The sequence below is a fragment of the Bacillus sp. B2-WWTP-C-10-Post-4 genome (genome assembly GCF_009183805.1).
Lineage (GTDB): Bacteria > Bacillota > Bacilli > Bacillales > Bacillaceae_G > Bacillus_A > Bacillus_A cereus.
Window position 1 is genome coordinate 1 of record NZ_WEII01000043.1, and the last position, 24903, is coordinate 24903.

Below are 24903 nucleotides of genomic sequence, written 5' to 3' on the forward strand. Positions count from 1 at the left end.
ATACTTCTCTTCGTGACAAAACATCCAGTTTTCCCAATTTTCAGGACCCGCGTAACTCTCTATCATTTTCACTACATCCCCCTCTTCTAAGCGAATTGGATTAGGATAATTGCTAACATGTGATTTTATAACGATATATTTCATAACAACCTCTAATAATCAGAAAATTAAGTTATAATATCATTATAACTTAAAGAGGAGGAATGCACGCATGTACTACAACACTTCATTCGAAAACGATCAACCTGTAGGCCGTCTATAAACTAAGACGGGCTTATAACACATACACTATGCCTCGTCTTAGGGAACTCATATTACCCTAAAAATAGACGGAGGTACTTCAAATGAAACAAACCATTTTAGGAGCTATATGTTTATCACTAGCAGCAAGTATATGGGGCGGTATGTATGTTGTTAGCAAATACGTACTCGATTTTATCCCACCACTAACACTCGTTTGGCTACGCTTTATCATTGCTTTTGTTGTTTTGTATGGCATTTTGAAACTAGCTGAGAAAAAGCAAAAGAAAAAAGTAACCATTCGCAAAAAAGATTGGCTCCTCTTCGCTTGGATAGGATTTATTGGATATTTCATTTCAATCACATGCCAATTTATCGGAACAAAATTATCCGACGCTCATACAGGCTCGTTAGTTACATCAGCTACGCCTGCATTTATGGTTATATTTGCAGCGCTCATTTTGAAAGAAAAACTAACCGCTCATAGACTTTTATCTACTATAATAGCGACAATCGGTGTCATTATCGTAATCGGATGGGATATTGAAATTGGCTCCTATTTTATCGGAACAATCATTTTAGTTGGAGCCGCTATTACGTGGGCCTTACTATCTATTTATGTAAAAATCGCTTCAATCCAATTTTCATCCTTAGTTATTACAACGTATGCCATATTCTTTTCACTCTTTTTTATTACACCTTTTATGATAGGAGAACTACAAACATCCTCTATCGGAACAGTAAATACGTACGTAATATTAGGCGTATTATACTTAGGAATCGTTTCAACAGCAGGTGCCTTTTTCCTTTGGAATAAAGGATTAGACTTAATGGATGCAAGCATCGGTTCCTTATTTTTCTTCTTCCAACCTATCGTTGGATCATTACTTGGTTGGCTCTTATTAAATGAGACATTAAATAGTAACTTTTTCATTGGTGGTATTCTCATTATATGTAGCGTTTTCATTACTACTTTTGAAAAGAAATAAAAAGCAGGCAGAGATTCTTAGTCTCTGCCTGTTCGCATTATTGGATCTTGGTCGTGAAAACCAATACAAATCGGTATATTACTTTGCACTTCACTACGTACACTTATAAAACTACACAGCGTTTTAGCAATTAAATATAAAGTTACACCGACTGCTTTTTCACTTGTGTCAAAGCCATTTCCATTATACATATCTGCTAATTCTACAGACCCCGGCCCCTCAATATTATATGTCCATTCAGATGCCCAATCATCGTCCTCTTCTTCAAGTGGAATATATTCCTCACAAATATAAAACTGACTATCCCATTCGTTATCAAGGTCATACTCAAAATAAATCGCTTTTGATTCTTCATTAGTAGCCATTTCTACAGCTGCATCCAAACCTACTCGAATACTTTCCTTATATGACTCTATATCAATTGCTTTAATTCGTTCTGCATATTCTGCAGACGCTAACATGCTACAAATTTCAAAATACTTCGCTTCTATTTGCTCTACTGCTAACGAAAAGACATCCTCTTGCATCTCTTCTAAATACTGAAATATATCCACACTAAACACTCCTCACTCTTTACGCACTCCAATGCGATGGACGGGATAACATTTTCGGTAATTTCGTATGCTTATCCCCTTTCGCTGCGTTAATTTGAACTTGCGTCAGAAAAATACTATTTGTAAAATCAGCCCCGCGAATATCTGCATCTCTTAAATCTGCTCCGATAAGATCTGCTCCTCTTAAATTTGCTCCATTTAAGTTAGCCGCAATTAAGTAAGCACCCCTTAAATTTGCACCTTGTAAATTTTTCTTTTTCAAATTTGCTCCCATAAGATCTGCTCCGCGGTGAATGATTCGTTTCTTACGTGCAGTATTCATTTCCTTCCATACTAATTCGCTCGTTTCTAAAAGAAGAATGTTCACCTCTGCCCTATGCATTGGAACATTTATTTTCATTAACTCATCTGGATTTAAATTCGAAAGTCGCTCTGTCTCCTCAATTGCGGTCTCCAGCTCTTTATGAATTGGCTGTGTTGCCTTTAAAAGAATCGCTTCATTCAAATACCAAAGCATTTCATGAAGTTGATGCATAACCGGAAAAGCATCGTACATTTTTCTTGCATGCTTTGCATCTTTCCGCCAATCAATCCCTTTAAACGTACCCTGAGAAATCTTCTGCCCAGCACCGAAACACTCAAATACTGTACAACCTTTATAACCTTTTCCTCTAAGATTTTTATGTATACTACATTTAAAATCTGATTGTAAGTTAGAACATGGTTTACCACCATCTTTATTCACTGCAAAATCTACCGATGCTGCGAACGGTAATGCAACGCAACATAGACCAAAGCATTTTTCGCAGTTTGCTTTTAAATGATCATTATGATTAGTCAAAATCTATACCCCCTGTTGTCTTTTGACTATTTCATAATATTCCAACTGTAATAAATAATCAATTTTAAAATAAACCAGCATCTTTCGTTTCAATTCATAACTTTATCATTCGATTTCCTTTCAATTGAAAAGGACTATTTCTATTTAATGAATTATAATTAAATTATAAATTTTCTAACTAAAAGGAGACTTATTATGGCACTAGAAATGAAAACAAACTGTCAAATTTGCGATCAATCGCTCGAACAAGATTCTGAAGCATACATTTGTGTATATGAATGTACATTTTGCGCACCATGTACAGAAGAAAGACATAACGTTTGTCCAAACTGCGGCGGCGAATTAGTACGTAGACCGAAAAAGAAATAATAAAAAGCAAAGCGATATCGCTTTGCTTTTGTTTAGGCATCTGAAATTATATATTTAAAAACTTCACACAAACAGGCTCTGGCACAACAACATCAGATTGTAAAAGTGTTAACTTACCTGTAGATTCATCTCTTGAAAATAACACAAGATTATGTGACTTTTCATTTGTAGCAACAAGAAACTTTTCAGTAGGATCTAATACAAAGTCCCTTGGCCAATTTCCTTCTGTAGATGTATGTTCCACAAATGTAAGCTGGCCTGAGTTTTGATCTACGCTATAAACAGCGATACTATTATGACCACGATTACCTGCATATACAAAGCGGCCGTCAGAAGAAATATGGATAGCACTGCCTTGACTATTTTCATCAAATTGTTCTGGAAGAGTAGAAATATACTGTAATTCTGTAAAGGATCCTTCTTCCGAGTTATATGTTAGCGCAATAACCTCTGAACTAAGCTCCGTCATTACATAAGCGTATTTTCCATTTGGATGAAAAGCAATGTGTCTTGGTCCACTTCCCGGATTCACAGACAGGCTATTCACTTCTATTAATGTACTATCTTTTACTTCATACGTAATTATTTTATCTATCCCTAAATCAACGCCCACTACATATTTTTCATCAGGAGTGTACCCCGCGTAATGTGCATGTGGTTTTTCTTGTCTTTCTTTATTCGGACCTGAACCTTCATGTGCCATAATAGATGAAGCAGGATTTACAGTTCCATTTTCTTCATTTATTTCAAAAGACTCAATTGTTCCTTTATGGTAATTTGCTGTAACTACTGTATGATTTCCACTATCAACACTAATATGACAAGGAGAAGCCCCTTCTACTACTTGTCTATTTTTCGCTTTTAGTTCTCCAGTATGACTATCAATGGAATAAGCAGCTACACCGCCAGATTCGCCTTCCTTAACAACAGAATAGAGATATTCATTATTTCGGTTAATCGTTACATATGTAGGGTTATCCAGCTTAGCAGTAAGTGTTACATTACCAATTTTTTTTGCTTCCGTGTCTAAAATAAACTTATATATTCCTTCGCTATTTTCTTTCGTGTAAGTCCCAACATATCCGATAAACTCTTTGTTATCCTTCATTTTCATAACCCTCTCTCCCTATATTTTTCGTTCATCATACTTTTTAAAATATTTTATGTTGAAAGAGTATCCTAAAAAATCGGAGTACCCCTTTATACGTTACCATATTTTCTTGGTAAATAGCTTTTAAACCCACTTTTTTTGATACGCTGCTATACTTTCATATTCTTCTTCCAATTGACGGGACAAACGGATATAGATTGGCGTTAAATCTTTATATTTTTCCACACTTTCCATGTTTGGCTCATGATGAAAATCTGCACCTACCATTTCAGAAACTACGGATAATGTATCTATTTCACCTAAACTATATAAACCGAGGATTGCAGCTCCTAAGCAAGAGCTTTCGAAACTTTCCGGAACATATACGTCTTGATGGAAAATATCCGCCATCATCTGTCTCCAAAGTTCCGACCTTGCAAAACCGCCTGTCGCTTGAATTTTTTTCGGTTCGCCAATTAGTTCTTTTAAAGCGAGAAGAACTGTATATAAGTTATAAATTACTCCTTCTAAAACAGCACGTATCAGATGTTCTTTCTTATGATGCAATCCGAGTCCAAAGAAAGATCCTCGCGCATTTGCATTCCATAAAGGAGCCCTTTCCCCCGCTAAATACGGGTGAAATAATAAACCGTCAGATCCCGGATTCACTTTTGCTGCTATTTCAGTAAGCACCTCATATGGATCTTTTCCTAAGCGCTTTGCAAGTTCAATCTCTGAAGTGCCCAATTGGTCACGAGCCCACCTGAAAATCATACCGCCGTTATTAACTGGTCCACCGATTACCCAATGGTCTTCAGTTAACGCATAACAAAAAATTCTACCTTTTGGATCTGTTACAGGACGATTTGTTACAGCACGTATCGCACCGCTTGTACCAATTGTAACAGCCACAACGCCAGGATCTATTGCATTTACACCTAAATTAGATAGTACTCCATCACTCGCTCCTACTACAAAAGGCGTAGAAACAAGTACATTCATCTCTTTGGCAAACTCTTCATCTAATCCTGTTAAACTGTGCGTTGTTGGAACAAGCTTTGAAAGCTTTTCATCTGTAATTCCCGCTACATGTAAAGCCTCTTCATCCCACTTTAAAGATTTTAAATTGAACATTCCTGTCGCTGATGCTATAGAATAATCAATTACATATTCTTTATATAACTTGTAAAAAACATATTCTTTAATAGAAATAAATTTATAACTTTTTGCGAATAACTCTGCTTGCTCATTCTGTAGCCAAACTAATTTCGAAAGTGGTGACATCGGATGAATTGGTGTCCCAGTACGAAGGTAAATTTCATGACCATTCATATCATTCTTTATTTTCTCCGCCCAGCTTGCACTTCTATTATCTGCCCAAGTGATACATCTCGTTAATAGCTCTCCTTTTTCATCTACAGCAATGATACTATGCATTGCCGAACTAAAAGAGACACAAAGAATATCATTCGGCTGTACACTACTTATTCGTACAGTTTCTTTAATCGTATTTATTACTGCATGAAAGATTTCTTCCGGGTCTTGTTCTGCTGTTTCAGGTGTAGGAGAATATAAAGGATATTCAATTCCATGACTAGCAATAACAGATCCATCAGTAGAAAATAGAACTGATTTTGTACTAGTTGTCCCAATATCTACACCAATCATATATTTTGAGCTCACCATCTCTTCCTCCTAACAAAAAATTGCTACAGTATCCCACCATAAAAATACATTCCTTTTATCTATTGATAACGTTGTATGCCACAATTATCTAAATAGAAACATCTTTATCTTAAACAAACATATCGAGTAGTAAAACGCCTCCAAAAGCGATAAATGAAAGTAACGTTTCTAATACTGTCCATGTTTTAAATGTTTCTTTCACTGTTAAGCCTAGGTATTCTTTTACCATCCAGAACCCAGCATCGTTTACGTGAGAAAACATTAACGCTCCTGCACCTGTTGCAATAACGAGTAACTCTAAGTTCACACCTGTCGTATTTTCAACGATTGGCGAAACGATACCGGCTGCTGTTGTTAAAGCGACTGTCGCTGACCCTGTCGCAATTCGAATTAACCCAGCTACTATAAATGCTAATACAATTGGAGATAGAGCTAAATGCTCAGACATTTGAGCAATAGCATTCCCTACCCCACTATCGATGAGAATTTGCTTAAATCCCCCACCAGCACCAATAATCGCAACAATTGAACCAATTGGTAATAAGCTATCTTCTGTTATCTTCTTAATAGCTTTTTTATCGATACCTTGACGAAATCCAAGAAAATAGAACGCCGCAAAACATGCAATCAATAGTGCAATTATAGGACTACCGATTAATGTGACAATCTTCATCAAAGTATTAGAAAGAGGCACATAAGGAGCTGCTGCAGCTAAAACCATTAACATAACAGGTAACAATATAACTAAAAATGAAACTCCTATTCCTGGTAATTTCGTTGATTTTGTATTTACACGAATCAATTCCGGCTCATTTTCAGGAATTACACGTTTGTGAATCCATTTCGCAAATATAGGACCTGCAATAATCGCTGCAAAAAATGTAATAATGAGTGAATACATTAGTACCTTCCCAAGATTCGCTTTATAAATACCAATTGCAACTATGGCCCCTGGATGCGGAGGAACAAGGCCGTGTACGACAGATAGCCCAGCAATTGCTGGTAATGCTATCAATAAAATATTTTGTTTCGTTGTTTTATGAATTGAAATTACTAACGGCAGTAATATTAAAATGCCTACTTCAAAAAACACCGGGATTCCAATAATAAAACCTGCAATTAACATCGCCCATGGTAAGTTTTTTATCCCAAATGATTTAATAAAGAACTCTGCCACTTGCATTCCAGCACCTGACTCTGCCATCATTTTCCCTAAAATTGTACCTAATACTAAAATACCTACTAAATGCCCGAGAACACTGCCGACTCCCGTTTCATAAGCACTCACTATTTTATCCATTGGCATCCCAGACATAATTGCTAAAAACAAACTTGCAATCGTTAAACTAATAAATGCATGCCATCTCCACCACGATACCCCTAAAATAACAATTACGATTGATAATAATGTAATCATTAAAAGGTACATATTCATACGCAGTTCCACCCCTTTATGTAAACCCTTTCAAAATTGCTATACAATTAAGAGAACCTATATAGTTCTTTCATGAGTAAGAATTTATATATCGATATACAAATCATCTTCACAAAATAATAATTTATACAAAAAGAATCTCCCTTATCAGAGATACATGTTAACTCACCTCTCTGATAAGGAGATTTCTCTTCCATAATTATAATGTTATTGTGATAAACGCTTCGCGCGATCAATTTTCCCTTTTTTAAAAGTGAATGACACTTTCTTCTCTTGCTGTTTTCACGTAGTAAGACTACAAACTCAGTATCCACTTTAAACGATGAAGTTACTTAGGATTTGTCTTCTCATGAAAAACAACTTTCGGAAAGCACCTTCACTTTCATAACATTATAATTTAGGCGCTTTCGCCCAATCAGCAGCAAATTTCTCAATACCTTGGTCTGTTAATGGGTGCATAGCAAGTTGTTCAATTACTTTATAAGGGATTGTTGCAATGTGAGCACCTGCCATCGCTACACGAGTTACATGATCTGGATGTCTAACAGAAGCCGCAATAATTTGTGTATCTAGTTGATGAACATCGAATAATTCAGCAATTTTAGCAACTAATAGTACACCATCTTCAGAAATATCATCTAAGCGTCCTAAAAATGGCGAAACGTACGTTGCACCTGCTCGAGCAGCTAAAAGTGCTTGGTTCACCGTGAAAATAAGTGTAACATTCGTTTTCACACCTTTTTCAGTAAGGTAGCGACAAGCTTCTAATCCTGCTAACGTCATCGGAAGTTTAATTGTAACTTTTTCATCGCCACCGTTAATTTTAATCAGTTCTTCTGCTTGGGCGATCATCTCTTCAGCTGTAACAGCATCTGGCGTTACTTCTGCCGAAACAGATTCAACTTTAGGAACTGCCTGACAAATTTCTGCAATACGGTCTTCAAATTTAATGCCCTCTTTTGCTACTAAAGAAGGATTCGTTGTAACACCAGCTAAAACTCCAAGTTTATATGCTTTTTTTATATCCTCAAGATTTGCAGTATCAATAAAAAATTTCATGATTAATTCCCTCCAGTTTTTAAACGTTGATGAGTTACATGTTTAATATGCTTATCCCGTAAAAGCCCGATTGGTGTGGAATGAAGCCCCTACTTATTAAAGTTTCACTTTATTTCTTTTCTACTGCATGTCCGCCAAATTCATTGCGCAGAGCTGCTACAACTTTTCCTGTAAATGTATCATTGTCTAATGAGCGGTAGCGCATTAATAGAGACATTGCGATAACAGGAGTTGCTGTTTGAAGGTCTAATGCTGTTTCTACTGTCCATTTTCCTTCACCAGAAGAATGCATAACACCCTTAATCTCATCCAGTTTTGCATCTTTAGAAAATGCATTTTCTGTTAATTCCATTAACCAAGAACGAATCACTGAACCGTTGTTCCATACTCTTGATACTTTTTCATAATCGTAGTCAAATTCACTCTTCTCTAGAATCTCAAATCCTTCACCAATAGCAGCCATCATACCGTATTCAATTCCGTTATGAACCATTTTTAAGAAGTGACCACTACCAGCTTTTCCAGCATATAAGAATCCATTTTCTACAGCAGTATCGCGGAAGATAGGTTCAACGATGTCCCAAGCTTCTTGATCTCCTCCGATCATGTAACAAGCACCATTACGAGCGCCTTCCATTCCGCCAGAAGTTCCTGCATCCATAAAGTGAATGCCATCTTTCTTTAATTGCTCATATCGGCGGATAGACTCTTTATAATGTGAATTACCAGCTTCAATTAAAATATCTCCTTTTGATAAAAGTGGTGTAACCTCATCAATAACAGAATCAACAACAGCGTGTGGTACCATTACCCAAAGAATTCTTGGTGATTGTAATGACTGAACAAGTTCACTTAAACTAGATGTACCTGTTGCCCCGTACTCTTTCATTTCTTCTACTGCGCTCGTATTTAAATCAAATGCTACTACTTCATGTTTATGATCCATTAAATTTTTCCCTAAATTTAATCCCATTTTACCTAACCCAATTAATCCTACTTGCATAATATAATTCCTCCTCAAATCATCTTTTATTAAAAATCCATATCACTACAATCTGGAATACCTTTCAGCACTGAAATTTTAATATGTACAGAAAGGTATTCACAGTCATAGCTTAAGAATTCAACACATTTTTTGTAATTTGAACAACATTTTCTGTCTTAAATCCAAATAGATTCATGACTTCAGCTCCAGTACCTGAAGCTCCAAATGTTTCAATTGATAGTACTTTTCCTTCTTGTCCTACATAACGTTCCCAACCAAGAGATACACCCATTTCAAGAGATACTCGTTTCGTTATAGAAGACGGAAGAACGGATTCTTTATATTCGTTCGATTGGTGATCGAATAACTCCCAGCTCGGCATTGCAACGATGCGAACAGAAACTTGATCTTCTTCTAATTTTGCTTTCGCACTAGCAGCTAAGGATACTTCAGAACCTGTCGCAATTAAAATCACATCCGGATTTTCATTCGTTTGTGTTAATACGTAAGCTCCTTTAGAGAGATTCTCTATGTTCGCTTTCGTTTCATTAAACACCGGTAAATTTTGACGGCTCAGTACTAAAACGACTGGACCATCCGTTTGCTGTAAAGCATACGCCCAAGCACTTGCTGTTTCATTTGCATCTGACGGACGGATAACTGTTAGACCAGGAATTGCTCGAAGAGCTGCCAATTGTTCAATTGGTTCATGCGTTGGACCATCTTCTCCTACAGCAATCGAATCATGTGTAAATACGTAAGTAACAGGTAACTTTTGCAGTGCAGCCAGTCGAATGGACGGACGAAGATAATCATTAAATACAAAGAATGTACTTACGAAAGGTTTTACTCCTCCATGAAGCGCCAATCCATTCGCTGCAGCGCCCATTGCATGTTCACGTACACCGAAATATATATTTCGTCCAGCATACGATTCTACCGCGTACACAGCTTCACCTTTTATATCTGTCATAGTGGAATGAGAAAGATCTGCACTTCCACCGAAAATAGAAGGAATCGATTTCACATAATAATTAATAGCTTCCCCACTTGCAACACGAGTGGAAATCGTTTTTTCAGTATCAAAAGATAGAATGTCTTTCGCTTCAATTAAAACCTCACCTGTAATCGCTTTTTCTAATTCATCTGCTAGTGTAGGATTCGACTCTCTGTATGAGTTGAACTGCTCATTCCAGTCATTTTCTTTTTCAATACCTTTTTGTTTCAGTTCATTAAAATGAGCTTTTACTTCTTCAGGTACAAAGAAATCTTCCTCATAATCCCAACCATACACTTGTTTTGTCGCTGTCGCTTCTTCTACTCCAAGCGGATTACCATGTGCTTTGTTCGTTCCAGCAACTTTTGGACTTCCATAACCTATAATGGTTCTAATTTCTATAAGAGTGGGTTGATCCGTATTTTCTTTCGCTGATTGAATAGCTTTTGTAATCGCATCAACATCGTTTCCATCTTCAACTCTTACATATTGCCAATGTACAGATTCTGCCCTTTTCTGAATATCTTCAGAGAAAGCAATGCCTAATTCACCATCAAGTGAAATTTCATTTGAATCATACAGTACAATTAACTTGCCAAGTTTCATATGTCCTGCCATTGACATCGCTTCATAAGCGACACCCTCCATTAAGTCACCATCTCCGACTAAAGCATACGTATTGTGATCTATAATAGAGTGACCATCCTTATTAAACTTCGCTGCTAAATGAGCTTCTGCCATTGCCATTCCGACAGCATTAGCAATCCCTTGTCCTAACGGGCCTGTAGTCGCTTCAACTCCAGGAGTATGACCAAACTCAGGATGTCCTGGTGTTTTACTATTTAACTTTCTGAAATTTTTCAAGTCATCAATTGAAACATCATATCCAGCTAAATGAAGTAAGCTATATAACAGACTAGATCCATGTCCCGCCGATAAAACGAAACGATCACGGTTAAACCATTCTGGGTGATTAGGATTGTAATTTAAATGATTCGCCCATAATGCATAAGCCATTGGTGCTGCTCCCATCGGAAGACCTGGATGACCTGAGTTTGCCGCATTAATAGCATCAATCGATAACGTACGAAGTGTATTCACTGCTAATTGATTTATGTTTTGTGTCATAGTAATCGTCCCCCTAAATGCTTTCATTAAAGAAAGTACTTATTTTTCCGTCTCTTGATCTAACCACCATTTAAATCCACTTTCTTGCAACAGTTCATTAGACGCTTCTGGACCATATGAACCAGACTCATATTCATAAAGCGGCAATAAGTTTTCCTCGAACGCTTCAAGAATTGGTTGTACCCATTCCCATGACAATTCAACTTCTCTCCAATGTGCAAAGAATGTAGCGTCTCCACTCACAGCATCATGAATGAGTCTTTCATACGCTTCAGGTACTCCCACATCCGCTTGCTCACAAGTAAAGTTAATACGCATCGGTTCAATTTCTCCATTTTTCAATGGATTTTTACTGTTTAACTGTAATGAAACGTTCTCACCTGGACTAATTTCAATTATTAATAAGTTAGGTGCTGCATTTGGATTACTATCTTGATATTGCTGTTTTAACGTATTTTTAAATTCAATTACAATACGAGTAGACTTTTCTTTCATTCGTTTGCCTGTTCGTATATAGAAGGGAACGCCAGTCCAAAATGGATTATCGATCCACAGGCGAGCAGCAACAAATGTGTCTATGTTAGAAGAAGGATTTACTCCTGGCTCCTCTTTGTATGCTACAACTTGTCCGCCTTTTATCTCACCTGCAGCGTATTGTCCGCGAATGATATGGCTTTGAACGTCTTCTTTTTTCACTTTACGAAGCGTTTCCATTACCTTTCGCTTTTCCTCTCGAATTTCACATGCATTAACCTTTTCCGGCAGATTCATAGCAGTCATCATTAATATTTGTAACATATGATTTTGAACCATATCTCGAATGGCCCCTGCCTGGTCATAATATCCTGCCCTTTCTTCAACCCCAACTGTTTCACTCGCTGTGATTTGCACATTCGCTATATGTTCTTTATTCCAAATTGATTGGAGAACAGGATTTGCAAATTCTAATGCTTCAAGGTTTTGAATCATCGGTTTACCTAAATAATGATCAATACGGTATATCTCGTCTTCTTCAAACGTGCGACTAAGCTTATCATTCAGCTCACGAGCAGATGTAAGGTCGTGCCCGAATGGTTTCTCAATCATCAGACGTTTCCATCCATCCGTTTTATCAAGTCCGCTTTCCTTAATATTTAAAGCAATGGTCTCGAAAAATTCAGGAGCAACGGAAAGATAAAACATTCTATTTCCTTTTATATGTAATTCTTCTTCCCTTTCACGAACGACTTGTAATAACCTCTCATAGTCTTCCGGCTTACTCACATCTAATGGACAATAGCGAAAATTATCTAGAAAACCTTCCAGTTCCGGAGTACCTTCTTCTCTATGACGGGAAAACGTCTCTATTGATTCTTTTATTCTTTCTTGAAAATCTACATGAGATACTTGACGTCTCCCAAGCCCGATAACGGATATTTGCTTTGGAAGCTTTTGATCTCTATATAAATTATATAGTGCTGGGTAAATTTTGCGTTTCGCTAAGTCCCCTGTCGCTCCAAATAAAACAAAGGTCATTGATTCCAATTTCAGTCCCCCTCTTGTTGTATAATCCTTGTCAATATTTTAAAAATGAATTGTACAGAAGCTCATGTTTTATAAAAACAAAGAGTTATCAAATCCCAATTCTTTTTATACCTTTCGCTTTTTAATTGTCCCCAATATTAATAGTGGCAATTCAAAGCATTTCTACCACAACTTACTTATTTATAGAATTTAACGGAACATTTTATATCCGATTACTTTTAGTAATTAAATAATCTTATGTCTAATATATTAACCACATAAATTATTATCGTCAATAAAAATGTCTTGAATTACATACGATTTATTTCGTAATACTTTTCTAAGTGTATTCCTAGTTACCATTCATTTTCAAAGATAATGATCGTTATAATAAATATCATTTTTATCAAAACATTCAATTAATTTAGCGCTAAACTCACGAGCAGACGTTACATTATAACCAAAAGGCTTCTCTATAATAAGACGATTTAATCCTTTTGTAGCTCACAATCCACTTTCTTTCTTTCCTTCATTCATATAAATCTATACTTTTCATATTTCTACTCAAAATTGATAGGCAATACTGTAACACCACATTGTTGCCTATTGTAACCGTTATAACTTTCTTTGTGCTACGAGTGTTATTATAAATCGGCCATAACATGAATAGCAGTACGTACTTTAAAGTGATGTAGGCACTTTAAAATACCTATACTAAGTGAGTAATAATAAACATAATGAATAAATCATGCTGCAAAAATAACATCTACCCTTTCTTCAAAAAGCTTTACAGTAGTTTTTAGAAGTACGTTACATTATTTCATTTCATGCACTTTCCTCTTCTTTATATAAAATTCTCACTAACCAAATTCAAAATATTATACTTATTTTTCGTACTTTGCTATGCTATAACCACAAACAGGAGGTATAAACTATGAAAGCACAAATTATCCATTCTTTTGGGGATTCATCTGTATTTCAATTAGAAGAAGTTTCAAAACCGAAACTTTTACCAGGTCATGTTCTAATCGATGTAAAAGCAACAAGTGTAAATCCAATCGATACAAAAATGCGTAGTGGTGCCGTTTCAGCCGTCGCTCCTGAGTTTCCAGCTATATTACACGGCGATGTAGCTGGTATTGTTATTGAAGTAGGAGAAGGTGTTTCGAAATTCAAATCAGGGGATAAAGTATACGGATGTGCCGGAGGTTTTAAAGAAACTGGAGGTGCACTTGCAGAATTTATGCTTGCTGATGCACGATTAATTGCTCACAAACCTAATAATTTAACAATGGAAGAAGCTGCTGCTCTACCATTAGTTGCAATTACAGCTTGGGAATCTTTATTTGATCGTGCAAATATTAAACCTGGTCAAAATGTTCTCATTCATGGAGCTACTGGTGGCGTAGGACACGTAGCCATTCAACTAGCTAAATGGGCAGGCGCTAAAGTTTTCACAACAGCTTCTCAGCAAAACAAAATGGAAATAGCCCATCGTTTAGGAGCCGATATAGCTATTAATTATAAAGAAGAATCTGTTCAAGAATATGTACAAAAACATACGAACGGAAACGGATTTGAAGTTATATTTGATACAGTAGGCGGCAAGAATCTTGATCATTCTTTTGAAGCTGCTGCGGTCAATGGAACTGTCGTAACTATTGCAGCTCGTTCAACCCATGACCTCTCTCCTTTACACGCAAAAGGACTCTCTCTGCACGTTACTTTTATGGCATTAAAAATATTACATACAGATAAGCGTAATGATTGCGGAGAAATCTTAACGAAAATAACGCAAATTGTAGAAGAAGGAAAACTTCGTCCATTGCTAGATTCTAAACCTTTTACGTTTGATGAAGTTGCACAAGCACATGAATATTTGGAGTCAAATAAAGCAATAGGTAAAATAGTTTTGAAAAACGTTTGGTAACTTTCACTAAATAAAATGTTTGTTGTTGGGAAATAACAGCGAGATCGCTTCGCCTTATCTTTTTCTTAAGAGGCGTGCCACAACCTTAAAAGCTTTCCATCCTTTACAACAAGTAAAAAAATAACAGCTAAATTTTGAGGCGGGGTCTTACTGCCCAGCAAATAGCGGGATAACATTCAAAAAAACCTTGCAGAAAAATTCTACAAGGTTTTTTTCTATAAATACAAATTAATCACTATATTAAAATGAAAGAGTTTGTAATTCATCACAATAATATTAAATATACGCTGCTTTAAAGGCTTGTTGGACAGCTTGTACTTCTAATGAGTCTTTACCATATAAGTTCGTTGCTACACGAATACAAGCTTCTTTTAATTCTTTAAAATCAGAAGTCATATTTAATTCATCCGTATTTGCATAATAGAAAATATCAAACATTTTATCTTCTCCAATGCCATTTACGTTTACTCCATTATGGCTTCCACCACTAGCAATCAAGTAAGCTACTTTATTAATAATGCTAGAGTTCGTGTGTACACCACCATGATCGTGGTCAGCATCAATAGGTAAGTTATTATAATGCCTATAATCCTCTGGATATCTAGAAGAGATAGATGATGGGTTTTTCATATCTCTAAAAATACGACCTGATTGTTCTCCCATTGTCCAATTGAACTTTCCGTTATTGGCATACTTTTCAACGGCTACTCCTAAAATATCAGATAACGCTTCATTAATTGCACCAGCTTCTCCTGCGTACTCAAGTCCAGACTCATTTCTTGTAACTGCGTGTGTAAATTCATGTCCTGCCACATCAAATGCTCTAACAATTGGATCTCCGTATACTAGCATAGCGCCATTACTAAATGCATTAAACCACTGCTTAGGATTTCCTTTATTCGTACCATTTGTGTTCCAACCATGAACGACAGAAATTACTTTTTGTCCGTTATTATCAAAGCTGTTACGTCCATATTTTTCTTGATAAAAATCATATACTTTCGTTGCTAAATAATGGGCACTAACTGCTTTAGGATCTGTAAAATTTGTAGAATTACTTGTTACTAAATCATCGAGATAACCCCATACATTTCTTCTATAATTATTATAATCTTTATAATTAGCAGTATATGTTTCAATTCCCTTACCACGAGAATAATCTGCAAGCATGTACGTTCCATCACTTCTTTGTGTAATTCCAAACGTACGATTAATACCTAAGTCATCTTTTCCTGTACCTGTTAATTTTGAAGGATCTGTTGATTTATTTGATGTCGCAGATTGGACAATACTACTCTCTACTTGTATACCCAATTTTTGAACGAGTTCTTTTAATAGATTACCACCAAAAGCATCAATTAATACTGTACCGGATACATATTCAGGTGTAGATGCACTAAAAGTAATTTGATATGCGTTTGTAGCTTTATTTGTATTTTCATCTACATATACCACTTGTTTAATTTCTGGTTCTTCGATAAATGTTAGATCATTTCCATAGATGTTGAAAAGCTGTTTCTTTGCATCCTCTTCTGATAGAGTAATAGGTTGTTTCAAATCTTCCTGTTGTTGTAAATTTTGGGCACTATCTCCCGAAACGCTCGTAAGTACACCATCATCATTAATATGTGCTGTTAGTTGATATCCGTATACATCACGTCCTTCATACGTTTGTTGAAGACGTACCAATGTAGTACCATCATAAGATTTACGACTTTGCGTAACATTATAATTAACTTTGGATTCCGTATTAACTTGCTTTGATGATAATGCTTGTTCTGTTTTTCCTTTTAGTGCATCCTTTGCTACATTTTCTGCCGAATTTTGAGAAGGTGCTGTTAAATTACCTGTTCGGAACGTATCTTCCTTTGTTTCCACTTTTAAATCTTCTGTTTCCGCATGTACTCCTCCATAAGGCATAATCGCCGATAACACCACTCCTGTAGTTAAACCTACCTTTACGAAATTATTCATATTTTTACCCCTTTATTATCTACTATAGTATACTATGGTTTCGATATAGCTATAGTATACTATGGTTTCGATATAGACTTTGTAAAAGTTGTATATTTTTAATAAAGTGAAACTTTAATCAGTGGGGGTTTTGTTCCTTCCCCACTGATTATTAGTTGAACCAATCGGGCGTTTACTGGCAATTGATCCCCCCTAACTTCTTTGCTTCCGCTGAATTTTGAGGTGGGGGTCTTACCGCCAGTTAATGCGGGATAAAAGGCACCTCTGACGGGGCACCTTTTATTTTCACTCTATTGTACACCATACTGAATATAACTTGGATCGTAGTATATCCATTGATTTGTCCCTAAGCAAAGCCATCCATCTTGCTTACTCCATACTCGATACGATTCACCATGATGTAACTGTCTTATAACATTTCCTTTTAATGATGGAGCGTCACGTAAATTTACATTATCACCAGTAATAGTCGCCACATAATGTTTATACTGAATATAACTCGGATCATTATATACCCACTGATTTGTCCCTAAACAAAGCCATCCATCTTGTTCTCCCCAAACTTCATATGTTTCGCCACGATTCAATTGGCGAATTACACTAGACTGCAAAGATGGTCCACTTCTCAAATTCACATTATCTCCATTAATTATAGCAACCCCGTACACTGGAGTTGCATTATTAGGCGGAGAAACATTCCCTCCACCACTTGCTCCATTCCCTTGTAAAGCTTCTAGTGAAACTGCAGCTGATACATCACAATTTCCTACACCTGAAATTTGTCCAGAATCTGTGTACTGCCATGCTGTCCACGCTGTCCATCCACCAGCATCAGCAGGCGGTGTACTAGAGTATTTAGCAATCCAAAGTGGAATATCACTTAATCCGCTAATTCCGAACTCATTAATATACCAAACTCCTGTATATAACATTACATCTTTTCCAGTAGCCTGTTTCACATAATTTATGAAGCTTCTTGCCCAATTCGATATAGCGCTACCAGTTAAATTACTATTACTCGGATCTTTTGGTGATTCTAAATCCAGAACTGGCATTAAGTCTGTCTGGTTACTTTGTAATATACTCACAAAATATTTCGCCTCTGAAATTGCATCATTTTGTTCTGGATGTGCAAAATGGTATGCACCAATTAATACATTCGCACTTCGGGCTGCTTGTACATTTTTAGTAAAAGTAGGATCAATATAATTTACACCTTCTGTCGCTTTTGCATACGCTGCTGGAATTCCAGATGCCTTCACTGCATTCCAATCAATATTCCCTTCCCAATGAGACACATCAATAAACGTAACATTTGAACTCGATCTGTTTTGCATATAAAATCTCCTATCAATTTTTTTACTTCGTATACATACAATATGTACAAATTTCATAAGAGGACACGACATTTATGCTATAGAAACAAAGAGTAAATATATTTTGTATACAAAATAAAAAAGACCTTGTATTTACAAGGCCTTTTGCAAACTCCCTTTATTTTGTAACAAGTACATATTATAATACAAACCTTGCTCACTTAGTAATTCTTGATGTGTTCCTCTTTCTACTATCTCTCCATCATGCATCACAAAAATTTGATCTGCATCTTGAATTGTAGATAACCTATGCGCAATGGCTATCGTCGTTCTACCTTTTCGCATTTGTTGCAACGCTGTTTGAATAGCCTCTTCTGTTTCTGTATCGATATTAGCTGTTGCTTCATCTAATACTAATACTTTCGGATTCGTTGCTATAGTTCTAGCAAAAGCAATTAATTGTCGTTGACCGCTTGAAAATGCTGCACCTCTTTCTACTACTTCTGTTTCATACTGCTCTGGTAACTTTTCAATAAACGTATTCGCTTGCACAAATCGAGCAGCTTCTTTTACTTCTTCATCCGTAATTTCTTCATTATACATACGAATATTTTGCTTTACATTTCCAGCAAATAAAAATGCATCTTGCAATACGAGTCCTATTTTCTTTCTAATTTCTCGTTCTTCAAATTTTTCTAAATCTACACCGTCTATTACAATATTTCCTGACTTAAGATTATAAAATCGCATTAACAAATTCATAATCGTACTTTTTCCGCTACCAGTATGCCCAACAAAAGCAACCGTTTGCCCTTGTTTCACGTGAAATGATACATTTTTTAAAACGTCACGCTTTCCATCATACGAAAAAGTAACATTTTTAAATTCAATATCTCCATCCACAACTTGAGGATTCTCATTGCCTTTTTGAACCGGTGCTAAATCTTTCTCGTCCATTAAATGAAATACACGTGATGACGAAACAAGTGCCTGTTGGAAAAAGGACAATTTCATCATCATCTCATTTACAGGTTGGAAGAAACGATGTATATAGTTAACAAAAGCATATAAAACTCCTACTTCAACAGGGCTCTTTAAAGCATCAATCCCAAATAAACCTAGTACTAACGCAATAGCTACAATATGTACTAAATCCGTAGCTGGTCGTAAAAGTAATGCGTCTAACTTCAAAGTACGTCGCCCTGCACTATAATGTTTATTATTCACTTCTTCAAACTCTTTTCTCATACGTTTTTCTTGTCTGAACACTTGAACAATATTCATTCCTTGTATGGACTCGTTCAATTTTGCATTTAACACGCTTAGTTGATTACGTACTTCTAAATAAAAAGCTGCACTTTTCCGGCGATATAATACCATAATCGCGAACATTATCGGAATTAATACGAGAGAAAATAACGCTAATTTTACATCTAATAAAAACATCGCTATTAAAATACCTACTAAAAAGACTACATTTTTCACAAATGTTGATAATACACTGACATAAAAATCTTTAATCGCTTCCGTATCATTCGTTATACGAGATACGAGCGTACCAATTGGCGTACGATCAAAGAAACTTAATGACAGCTTTTGAACATGTTCATATACTTCAACTCGCATATCTTGAACAATCTTAAAAGCAATGTTCTGAAAGTACAATAGATTTAAATACGTAAATAATACTTTTAATAAATGAGCAACTATGTAAATTACAAATAAAGTAACGAGTGCTGATCGTTCAAAATCCCGCGGTACTAGGTGTTCATCGAGGAATTGTTTAATTAAAAAAGGCCCCATCATTTCCGTTACTGTCGCACCAACTAAAAAGATAAACGCTAAAGATAGCAACCCTTTATATGGCTTCATATAAGAAAGCAATCTACTTAAATCACTTCGCTTCTTCTCTACCATCATACGCCTCCTTTCTCAACTAAAGCTTCTAATTGCTGACTTTCATACATTTCTTTATACCAGCCGTTTTCCTTCATTAATTCCTCATGTGTACCTCTTTGTACAATTCTACCTTCATCAACAACAAGAATAAGATTGGCATGCTGAATTGCACTTAATCGGTGTGCAGTAATAATCGTCGTTTTCCCTGCTCTTTCCCTCTTTAAGGCACTTAAAATTGTCTCTTCTGTTTTTGCATCTACCGCTGATAAACAATCATCCAAAATTAAAATTTCAGCATTTGTTAATAAAGCACGAGCAATAGAGATTCGCTGTTTTTGACCACCAGATAACGAAACGCCTCTTTCCCCTACTACTGTTTCATATCCTTCTGAAAATTGGAGGATATCATTATGAATACAAGCAATATCTGCAGCTTGGGTAATTTCATTATATGTAGCATCCGCCTTTCCAAAGGCGATATTCTCACCAATACTTGCTGAAAATAAAAAATGATCTTGTGGCACATATGAAATAGCAGAACGGACACCATGAAGTGTTAAATCTCGAATATCTCGCTCCCCAACTTTTAATTCACCATTAAAATGATCATACTCACGGATTAAACATTTTAATAAAGTCGTTTTCCCTGCACCTGTACGTCCTACAACTCCTAGCGTTTCGCCCTTCTTCAAATCAAAGTGAATATCGTTTAAATGTAACAGTTCATTTTTCTTATACGAAAATGAATCAACGGCAAACGAAACATTACCGCTCGCTATCGTATGTACAGCATTTTCTCTATTTACTACATCTGATTTTTGTGAAAGAATTTTTTCTACACGGTCATATGAAGCACGCCCACGCTCCATAATATTGAACAACCATCCAAACGCTAACATTGGCCAAACGAGGGTACCTAAATATGTCGTAAATGTAACGAGATCACCTACTGTTAATTCACCTCTTACAACTAATACCGATCCGTAACATACTGCAATTAAAAAAGAAAATCCAACGATAAGAGCGATTGTCGGATCAAATAACGAATCAATACGTGCAACTAACACATTTTTATGCACAACATCTTCTGATTTTTTTCGAAACGCCTGCAAATCTTCTTTCTCTTGTCCAAGCGATCGAATCACTTTCATTCCACTCATACTCTCTTGCACTTTATCATTAATTTCCGAAAACGATTGCTGTGCTTTATGAAACCTTTTATGTAATAACGTTCCATAATAATTTGTCGAAATGGCTACAATCGGCATCGGAATTAAACTTAACAATGTTAACTTCCAACTAATTGTAAAACCCATCGCTACGAGTACACATCCCCCAACAGCTAATGAATCAACAAGCGTTAAAACACCCGCTCCAGCAGTTTGCTGGAGCGCTTGAATATCATTGGTCGCATGTGCCATTAAATCACCTGTTCGATTTGACTGATAGAAAGATGGACTCATCTTTGTAAAATGTTCATATAAATTTTTTCGTAATTGGCGAGCTAATTTTAACGAAGACCCGAAAATCATAATACGCCATATGTAACGTAATATGTACATCGTAATGCCTACAATTACTAATAGTACAACCCATTTTAGTAACTTATCGGTCGTCAATGTTCCATCATTAATTTCATCTACAACGATTCCAATTACTTTTGGTGCTACAAGTTCTAAAAGTGCAACGCCAAACAATAAAATAATTCCAGTTATGTACGCTCGTTTTTCTTGTTTAAAAAACCACGCTAAATTCATAAACACTTTCATTTTTTTCCTCCTCCCTTAAAATGAGCGATGTTTTCAGTTTACCAAAAATACAGAATTTTTAAAAGTTTTAAAAACTATAACTAACAAAAAGAAAGACACTCTTAGCGAGTGTCTTTTAGCGCTTATTTCATTTGTTGCTTGTTCATTGCGCTCATCATTTGATTGATTTTCTTTTGGGAAGGTTTTTGTCCCATTTGCATCATCATCATTTTTAACATTTGTTCGTTAATTGGTGGATTTTTTTGTAAGTAATTCATCATATATTTGCGGGCAATGAAAAATCCTAACGCCACGCCTGCTACTAGTGCTACTACGCCCACTAGAATACCTAACCAAATTGGCATATATTTTCCTCCTTCATGTTGTCTACCTTACAGTGTACTAAAACCTTTTCAATAAGACAAGATACAATTCGACATTTTTTACACATATGTTCGTACTTGTTTTAGAGGATTCAGCCATCCGTACTTTGTATTTTCATAATCCATAGCTAAAAATGTTAATTCACACTTTCTTAACACCTCAAAGAATGTTGTTTCCATAGAGACATTTCCAGAGGTATTCATACGAATATAGTGCGGTTTCACCATTATTTCGCCGTACTCCGCTCCCGTATAAAGTGTATGTGTATGATGTGTTCTATCATATTTACCAAGAACGCGCAAAGCTTGTTCTAATTTATGATGAATTTTCATTACTTGCAATGGCATCGTTATATACATCATTTGCTTATATAACACTTTTTTCTCCGAAAGGGACCCAGATTCTGAAAATCGAGCAAATAAATCAAAAAACAAATATTCACGACCAAAATAAGCTTTCGCAATATCCTCTTGAATTAAATACAATTCATACGTTTTCATTTTTCCACTCCCAATCTGGACAACCTTTTCTCTTCATTATATATAAGAAAATTTGCAATGATTGTCTGACTGCGGAGAGATAAAAAACTTTTTCTGTCGAAAAAACTCATTTACATAGAAAAACCTCTCCATGCCGGAGAGATTTTTCTGAAATCATTAAAGCATTTCTTTTACTTTACGAACAACGTTCTCTACAGTAAATCCATACTCTTCCATAATCTTCTCACCAGGAGCAGAAGCACCGAACGTATCGATACCTAACACATCTCCTTCAAGACCTACGTAACGGTGCCATCCGAATGTAGCACCCATTTCGATTGCGAAACGTTTTGTTACTGCTTTTGGTAATACAGATTCTTTGTACTCTGCAGTTTGAGCTTCGAAGCGATCCATAGATGGCATGCTGACAACAGCTGCGTCAACGCCGTCTACTGCTAATGCTTTTTGAGCTTCAACAGCTAGGCTTACTTCAGATCCAGTTGCAAGTAAGATTACATCAGCCGTTTCTTTCTTGCTTGCAGAAACTACATATGCACCTTTTGCTACTTTTTCATACGTATCATCTTTTGCACCTTCTAATGTTGGAAGGTCTTGACGAGTTAATACTAAAGCAGTTGGTTTGTTTGTAGATTCTAAAGCAAGTCTCCAAGCTGCAACAGATTCGTTACCATCAGCAGGACGGATAACAGAAACGTTTGGCATTGCACGAAGCGCTGCTAATTGCTCGATTGGTTCATGTGTTGGACCATCTTCACCAACAGCGATACTGTCATGTGTGAATACATACGTTACTGGCAATTGCATTAATGCTGCAAGGCGAATTGCTGGACGTAAGTAATCAGAGAATACGAAGAACGTACCACCGTAAGTTTTTAAACCACCATGTAGTGCAATACCGTTCATTGCTGCACCCATTGCGAACTCACGTACACCGTACCAAATGTTTTTACCGCTGTAATCATCTCTTGTAAAGTCTTTTTCGTTATTCATGTATGTTTTGTTAGAACCAGCAAGGTCAGCAGATCCACCGAAGAATGATGGTACAGACTCTGCAATTGCATTAATTACAGCACCAGAAGAATTACGAGTTGCTGCTTTTGATCCTAATTCATAAGTTGGTAGGTTTTGCTCCCAACCTTCTGGAAGTTGACCGTTCATTGCTGCTTGGAATTCGTTTGCTAATTCTGGGTATGCTTGTGCATATTCACCTAGCATCGTGTTCCACTCAGCTTGCGCAGTTTCACCAACATCTTGTACTGTTTTACGGAAGTTGTCATATACTTCTTCTGCTACGTGGAAGTCTTGCTCAGCAGTCCAAGCATATGCTTCTTTCGTTAATTTTGTTTCTTCTACACCAAGTGGAGAACCATGTGAAGCTGATTTTCCTGATTTGTTTGGAGAACCGAAACCAATTGTCGTTCTTACTTCAATTAGCGTTGGGCGTTTTTCGTCAGCTTTCGCTTCTTCAATTGCTTTCGCGATTGCTTCAATATCGTTTCCATCCTCAACACGGATTACTTGCCATCCGTATGCTTTGTAACGATCTTCTACACTTTCAGAGAATGAACGATTTAAATCGCCATCTAATGAAATATCGTTTGAATCATAAAGCACAACAAGACGACCTAATTGTAAATGAGCAGCTAATGAAGATGCTTCAGCAGAAACGCCCTCCATTAAATCTCCATCACCACAAATAGCGTATGTATAATGATCTACTACATTATACGCATCACGGTTATATTTAGCAGCTAAATGTCTTTCAGCCATTGCCATACCTACAGCAGTTGCAATACCTTGTCCAAGTGGACCAGTCGTTGCATCTACACCAGCTGTATGACCGTACTCAGGATGTCCTGGAGTTTTGCTTCCCCATTGACGGAAGTTCTTTAAGTCATCCATTGTTACATCATAACCAGATAGGTGAAGTAGGCTGTATAATAACATTGAACCATGACCTGCAGATAATACGAAACGATCACGGTTAAACCACGTTGGGTTATTTGGATTGTGTTTCATAAATTGAGTCCATAATGTATAAGCCATTGGTGCTGCACCCATTGGCATTCCTGGGTGACCAGAGTTTGCTTTTTCAATCGCATCGATGGATAATGTGCGAATCGTGTTGATAGAAAGTTGTTCGATTGAATGTGACATGCTATTCTTCCCTTCGCTTATATTAGTAAACGTTTTATACATTTATATGATAGCTTCCCACGCAAGATTATACAACATGTATCGACAAATATGTTGATATTTTTTTGATTTTTTATAAA

The 24903-nt window shown here is 36.3% G+C and carries 20 protein-coding genes and 1 pseudogene; 3 read left to right on the forward strand and 18 right to left on the reverse strand.

Annotated elements, in window-relative coordinates; genetic code table 11:
* A partial coding sequence (locus GBN78_RS17195) for an SH3 domain-containing protein (RefSeq protein ID WP_264298952.1) occupies positions 1-144 on the reverse strand: 144 nt, incomplete at its 3' end.
* Positions 145-344: 200 nt separating this feature from the next.
* Between GBN78_RS17195 and GBN78_RS17200 the strand changes: the two genes are divergently transcribed.
* Positions 345-1229, forward strand: coding sequence for a DMT family transporter (locus GBN78_RS17200; RefSeq protein ID WP_000814730.1), 885 nt, complete (start codon positions 345-347; stop codon positions 1227-1229).
* Positions 1230-1246: 17 nt separating this feature from the next.
* Here GBN78_RS17200 and GBN78_RS17205 read toward each other — a convergent pair whose 3' ends face one another.
* Positions 1247-1783: a hypothetical protein gene (locus GBN78_RS17205; protein WP_000350928.1), complete on the reverse strand. Its 537-nt coding sequence runs from the start codon at positions 1781-1783 to the stop codon at positions 1247-1249.
* 19 nt (positions 1784-1802) lie between these two features.
* A complete protein-coding gene (locus tag GBN78_RS17210) occupies positions 1803-2624 on the reverse strand; it encodes a pentapeptide repeat-containing protein (protein WP_000181431.1) in 822 nt (273 codons plus the stop codon).
* Positions 2625-2819: 195 nt separating this feature from the next.
* Here GBN78_RS17210 and GBN78_RS17215 point away from each other — a divergent pair, with 195 nt between their 5' ends.
* A complete protein-coding gene (locus tag GBN78_RS17215; protein WP_001162788.1) occupies positions 2820-2993 on the forward strand; it encodes a DUF1272 domain-containing protein in 174 nt (57 codons plus the stop codon).
* A 46-nt stretch (positions 2994-3039) separates the two neighbouring features.
* On the opposite strand, the gene GBN78_RS17220 is transcribed toward GBN78_RS17215, so the two are convergent.
* The 8 genes and pseudogenes from GBN78_RS17220 to GBN78_RS17255 all read right to left on the reverse strand — a co-directional run.
* Positions 3040-4107 carry a lactonase family protein gene (locus tag GBN78_RS17220; protein ID WP_065845315.1) on the reverse strand — a complete coding sequence of 356 codons (1068 nt, stop codon included), beginning with the start codon at positions 4105-4107 and terminating at the stop codon, positions 3040-3042.
* Positions 4108-4227: 120 nt separating this feature from the next.
* Positions 4228-5769: a gluconokinase gene (gene gntK / locus GBN78_RS17225; RefSeq protein WP_000254928.1), complete on the reverse strand. Its 1542-nt coding sequence runs from the start codon at positions 5767-5769 to the stop codon at positions 4228-4230.
* A gap of 109 nt (positions 5770-5878) precedes the next feature.
* Entirely contained in the window at positions 5879-7204 is a 1326-nt protein-coding gene (gene gntP, locus GBN78_RS17230; RefSeq protein ID WP_001057623.1) for a gluconate permease GntP, read from the reverse strand.
* Between the two features lie 390 nt (positions 7205-7594).
* Positions 7595-8263: a fructose-6-phosphate aldolase gene (fsa, locus tag GBN78_RS17235; protein WP_000667676.1), complete on the reverse strand. Its 669-nt coding sequence runs from the start codon at positions 8261-8263 to the stop codon at positions 7595-7597.
* A 109-nt stretch (positions 8264-8372) separates the two neighbouring features.
* Positions 8373-9266 (reverse strand): phosphogluconate dehydrogenase (NAD(+)-dependent, decarboxylating), encoded by an 894-nt coding sequence (gene gnd / locus GBN78_RS17240; RefSeq protein WP_001195925.1) that lies wholly within the window; start codon positions 9264-9266, stop codon positions 8373-8375.
* 112 nt (positions 9267-9378) lie between these two features.
* Positions 9379-11373 (reverse strand): transketolase, encoded by a 1995-nt coding sequence (gene tkt / locus GBN78_RS17245; RefSeq protein ID WP_000193047.1) that lies wholly within the window; start codon positions 11371-11373, stop codon positions 9379-9381.
* A gap of 39 nt (positions 11374-11412) precedes the next feature.
* Positions 11413-12897 (reverse strand): glucose-6-phosphate dehydrogenase, encoded by a 1485-nt coding sequence (gene zwf / locus GBN78_RS17250; protein ID WP_000445364.1) that lies wholly within the window; start codon positions 12895-12897, stop codon positions 11413-11415.
* A gap of 348 nt (positions 12898-13245) precedes the next feature.
* Positions 13246-13398: pseudogene (locus GBN78_RS17255) on the reverse strand (glucose-6-phosphate dehydrogenase); the annotation flags it as partial.
* 412 nt (positions 13399-13810) lie between these two features.
* On the opposite strand from GBN78_RS17255, the gene GBN78_RS17265 reads away from it, so the two are divergent.
* The gene (locus tag GBN78_RS17265; protein ID WP_000647253.1) at positions 13811-14806 is read left to right on the forward strand and encodes a zinc-dependent alcohol dehydrogenase family protein; all 996 of its coding nucleotides are present in this window, start codon (positions 13811-13813) and stop codon (positions 14804-14806) included.
* Between the two features lie 276 nt (positions 14807-15082).
* Here the strand turns inward: GBN78_RS17265 and GBN78_RS17270 are convergent, their stop codons facing one another.
* From GBN78_RS17270 to tkt (GBN78_RS17300), 7 genes are all read right to left on the reverse strand, one after another.
* Entirely contained in the window at positions 15083-16780 is a 1698-nt protein-coding gene (locus GBN78_RS17270; RefSeq protein WP_088046451.1) for a M4 family metallopeptidase, read from the reverse strand.
* 290 nt (positions 16781-17070) lie between these two features.
* Complete coding sequence (locus tag GBN78_RS17275; protein WP_001181400.1) at positions 17071-18117, reverse strand: GH25 family lysozyme; 1047 nt, start codon at positions 18115-18117, stop codon at positions 17071-17073.
* A 132-nt stretch (positions 18118-18249) separates the two neighbouring features.
* Positions 18250-20013 carry an ABC transporter ATP-binding protein gene (locus GBN78_RS17280; RefSeq protein WP_000229518.1) on the reverse strand — a complete coding sequence of 588 codons (1764 nt, stop codon included), beginning with the start codon at positions 20011-20013 and terminating at the stop codon, positions 18250-18252.
* A complete protein-coding gene (locus GBN78_RS17285; protein WP_152127560.1) occupies positions 20013-21764 on the reverse strand; it encodes an ABC transporter ATP-binding protein in 1752 nt (583 codons plus the stop codon). Before GBN78_RS17285 ends, GBN78_RS17280 begins: the two co-directional genes overlap by 1 nt.
* 122 nt (positions 21765-21886) lie before the next feature.
* Complete coding sequence (locus GBN78_RS17290; protein ID WP_001123317.1) at positions 21887-22108, reverse strand: YneF family protein; 222 nt, start codon at positions 22106-22108, stop codon at positions 21887-21889.
* A gap of 78 nt (positions 22109-22186) precedes the next feature.
* On the reverse strand, positions 22187-22627 hold the full coding sequence (gene sirA / locus GBN78_RS17295; protein ID WP_000860645.1) for a sporulation inhibitor of replication protein SirA: 441 nt from the start codon (positions 22625-22627) through the stop codon (positions 22187-22189).
* Positions 22628-22783: 156 nt separating this feature from the next.
* Positions 22784-24784, reverse strand: a complete 2001-nt coding sequence (gene tkt / locus GBN78_RS17300; RefSeq protein ID WP_000019766.1) for a transketolase — start codon at positions 24782-24784, stop codon at positions 22784-22786.
* Positions 24785-24903: the final 119 nt, after the last annotated feature.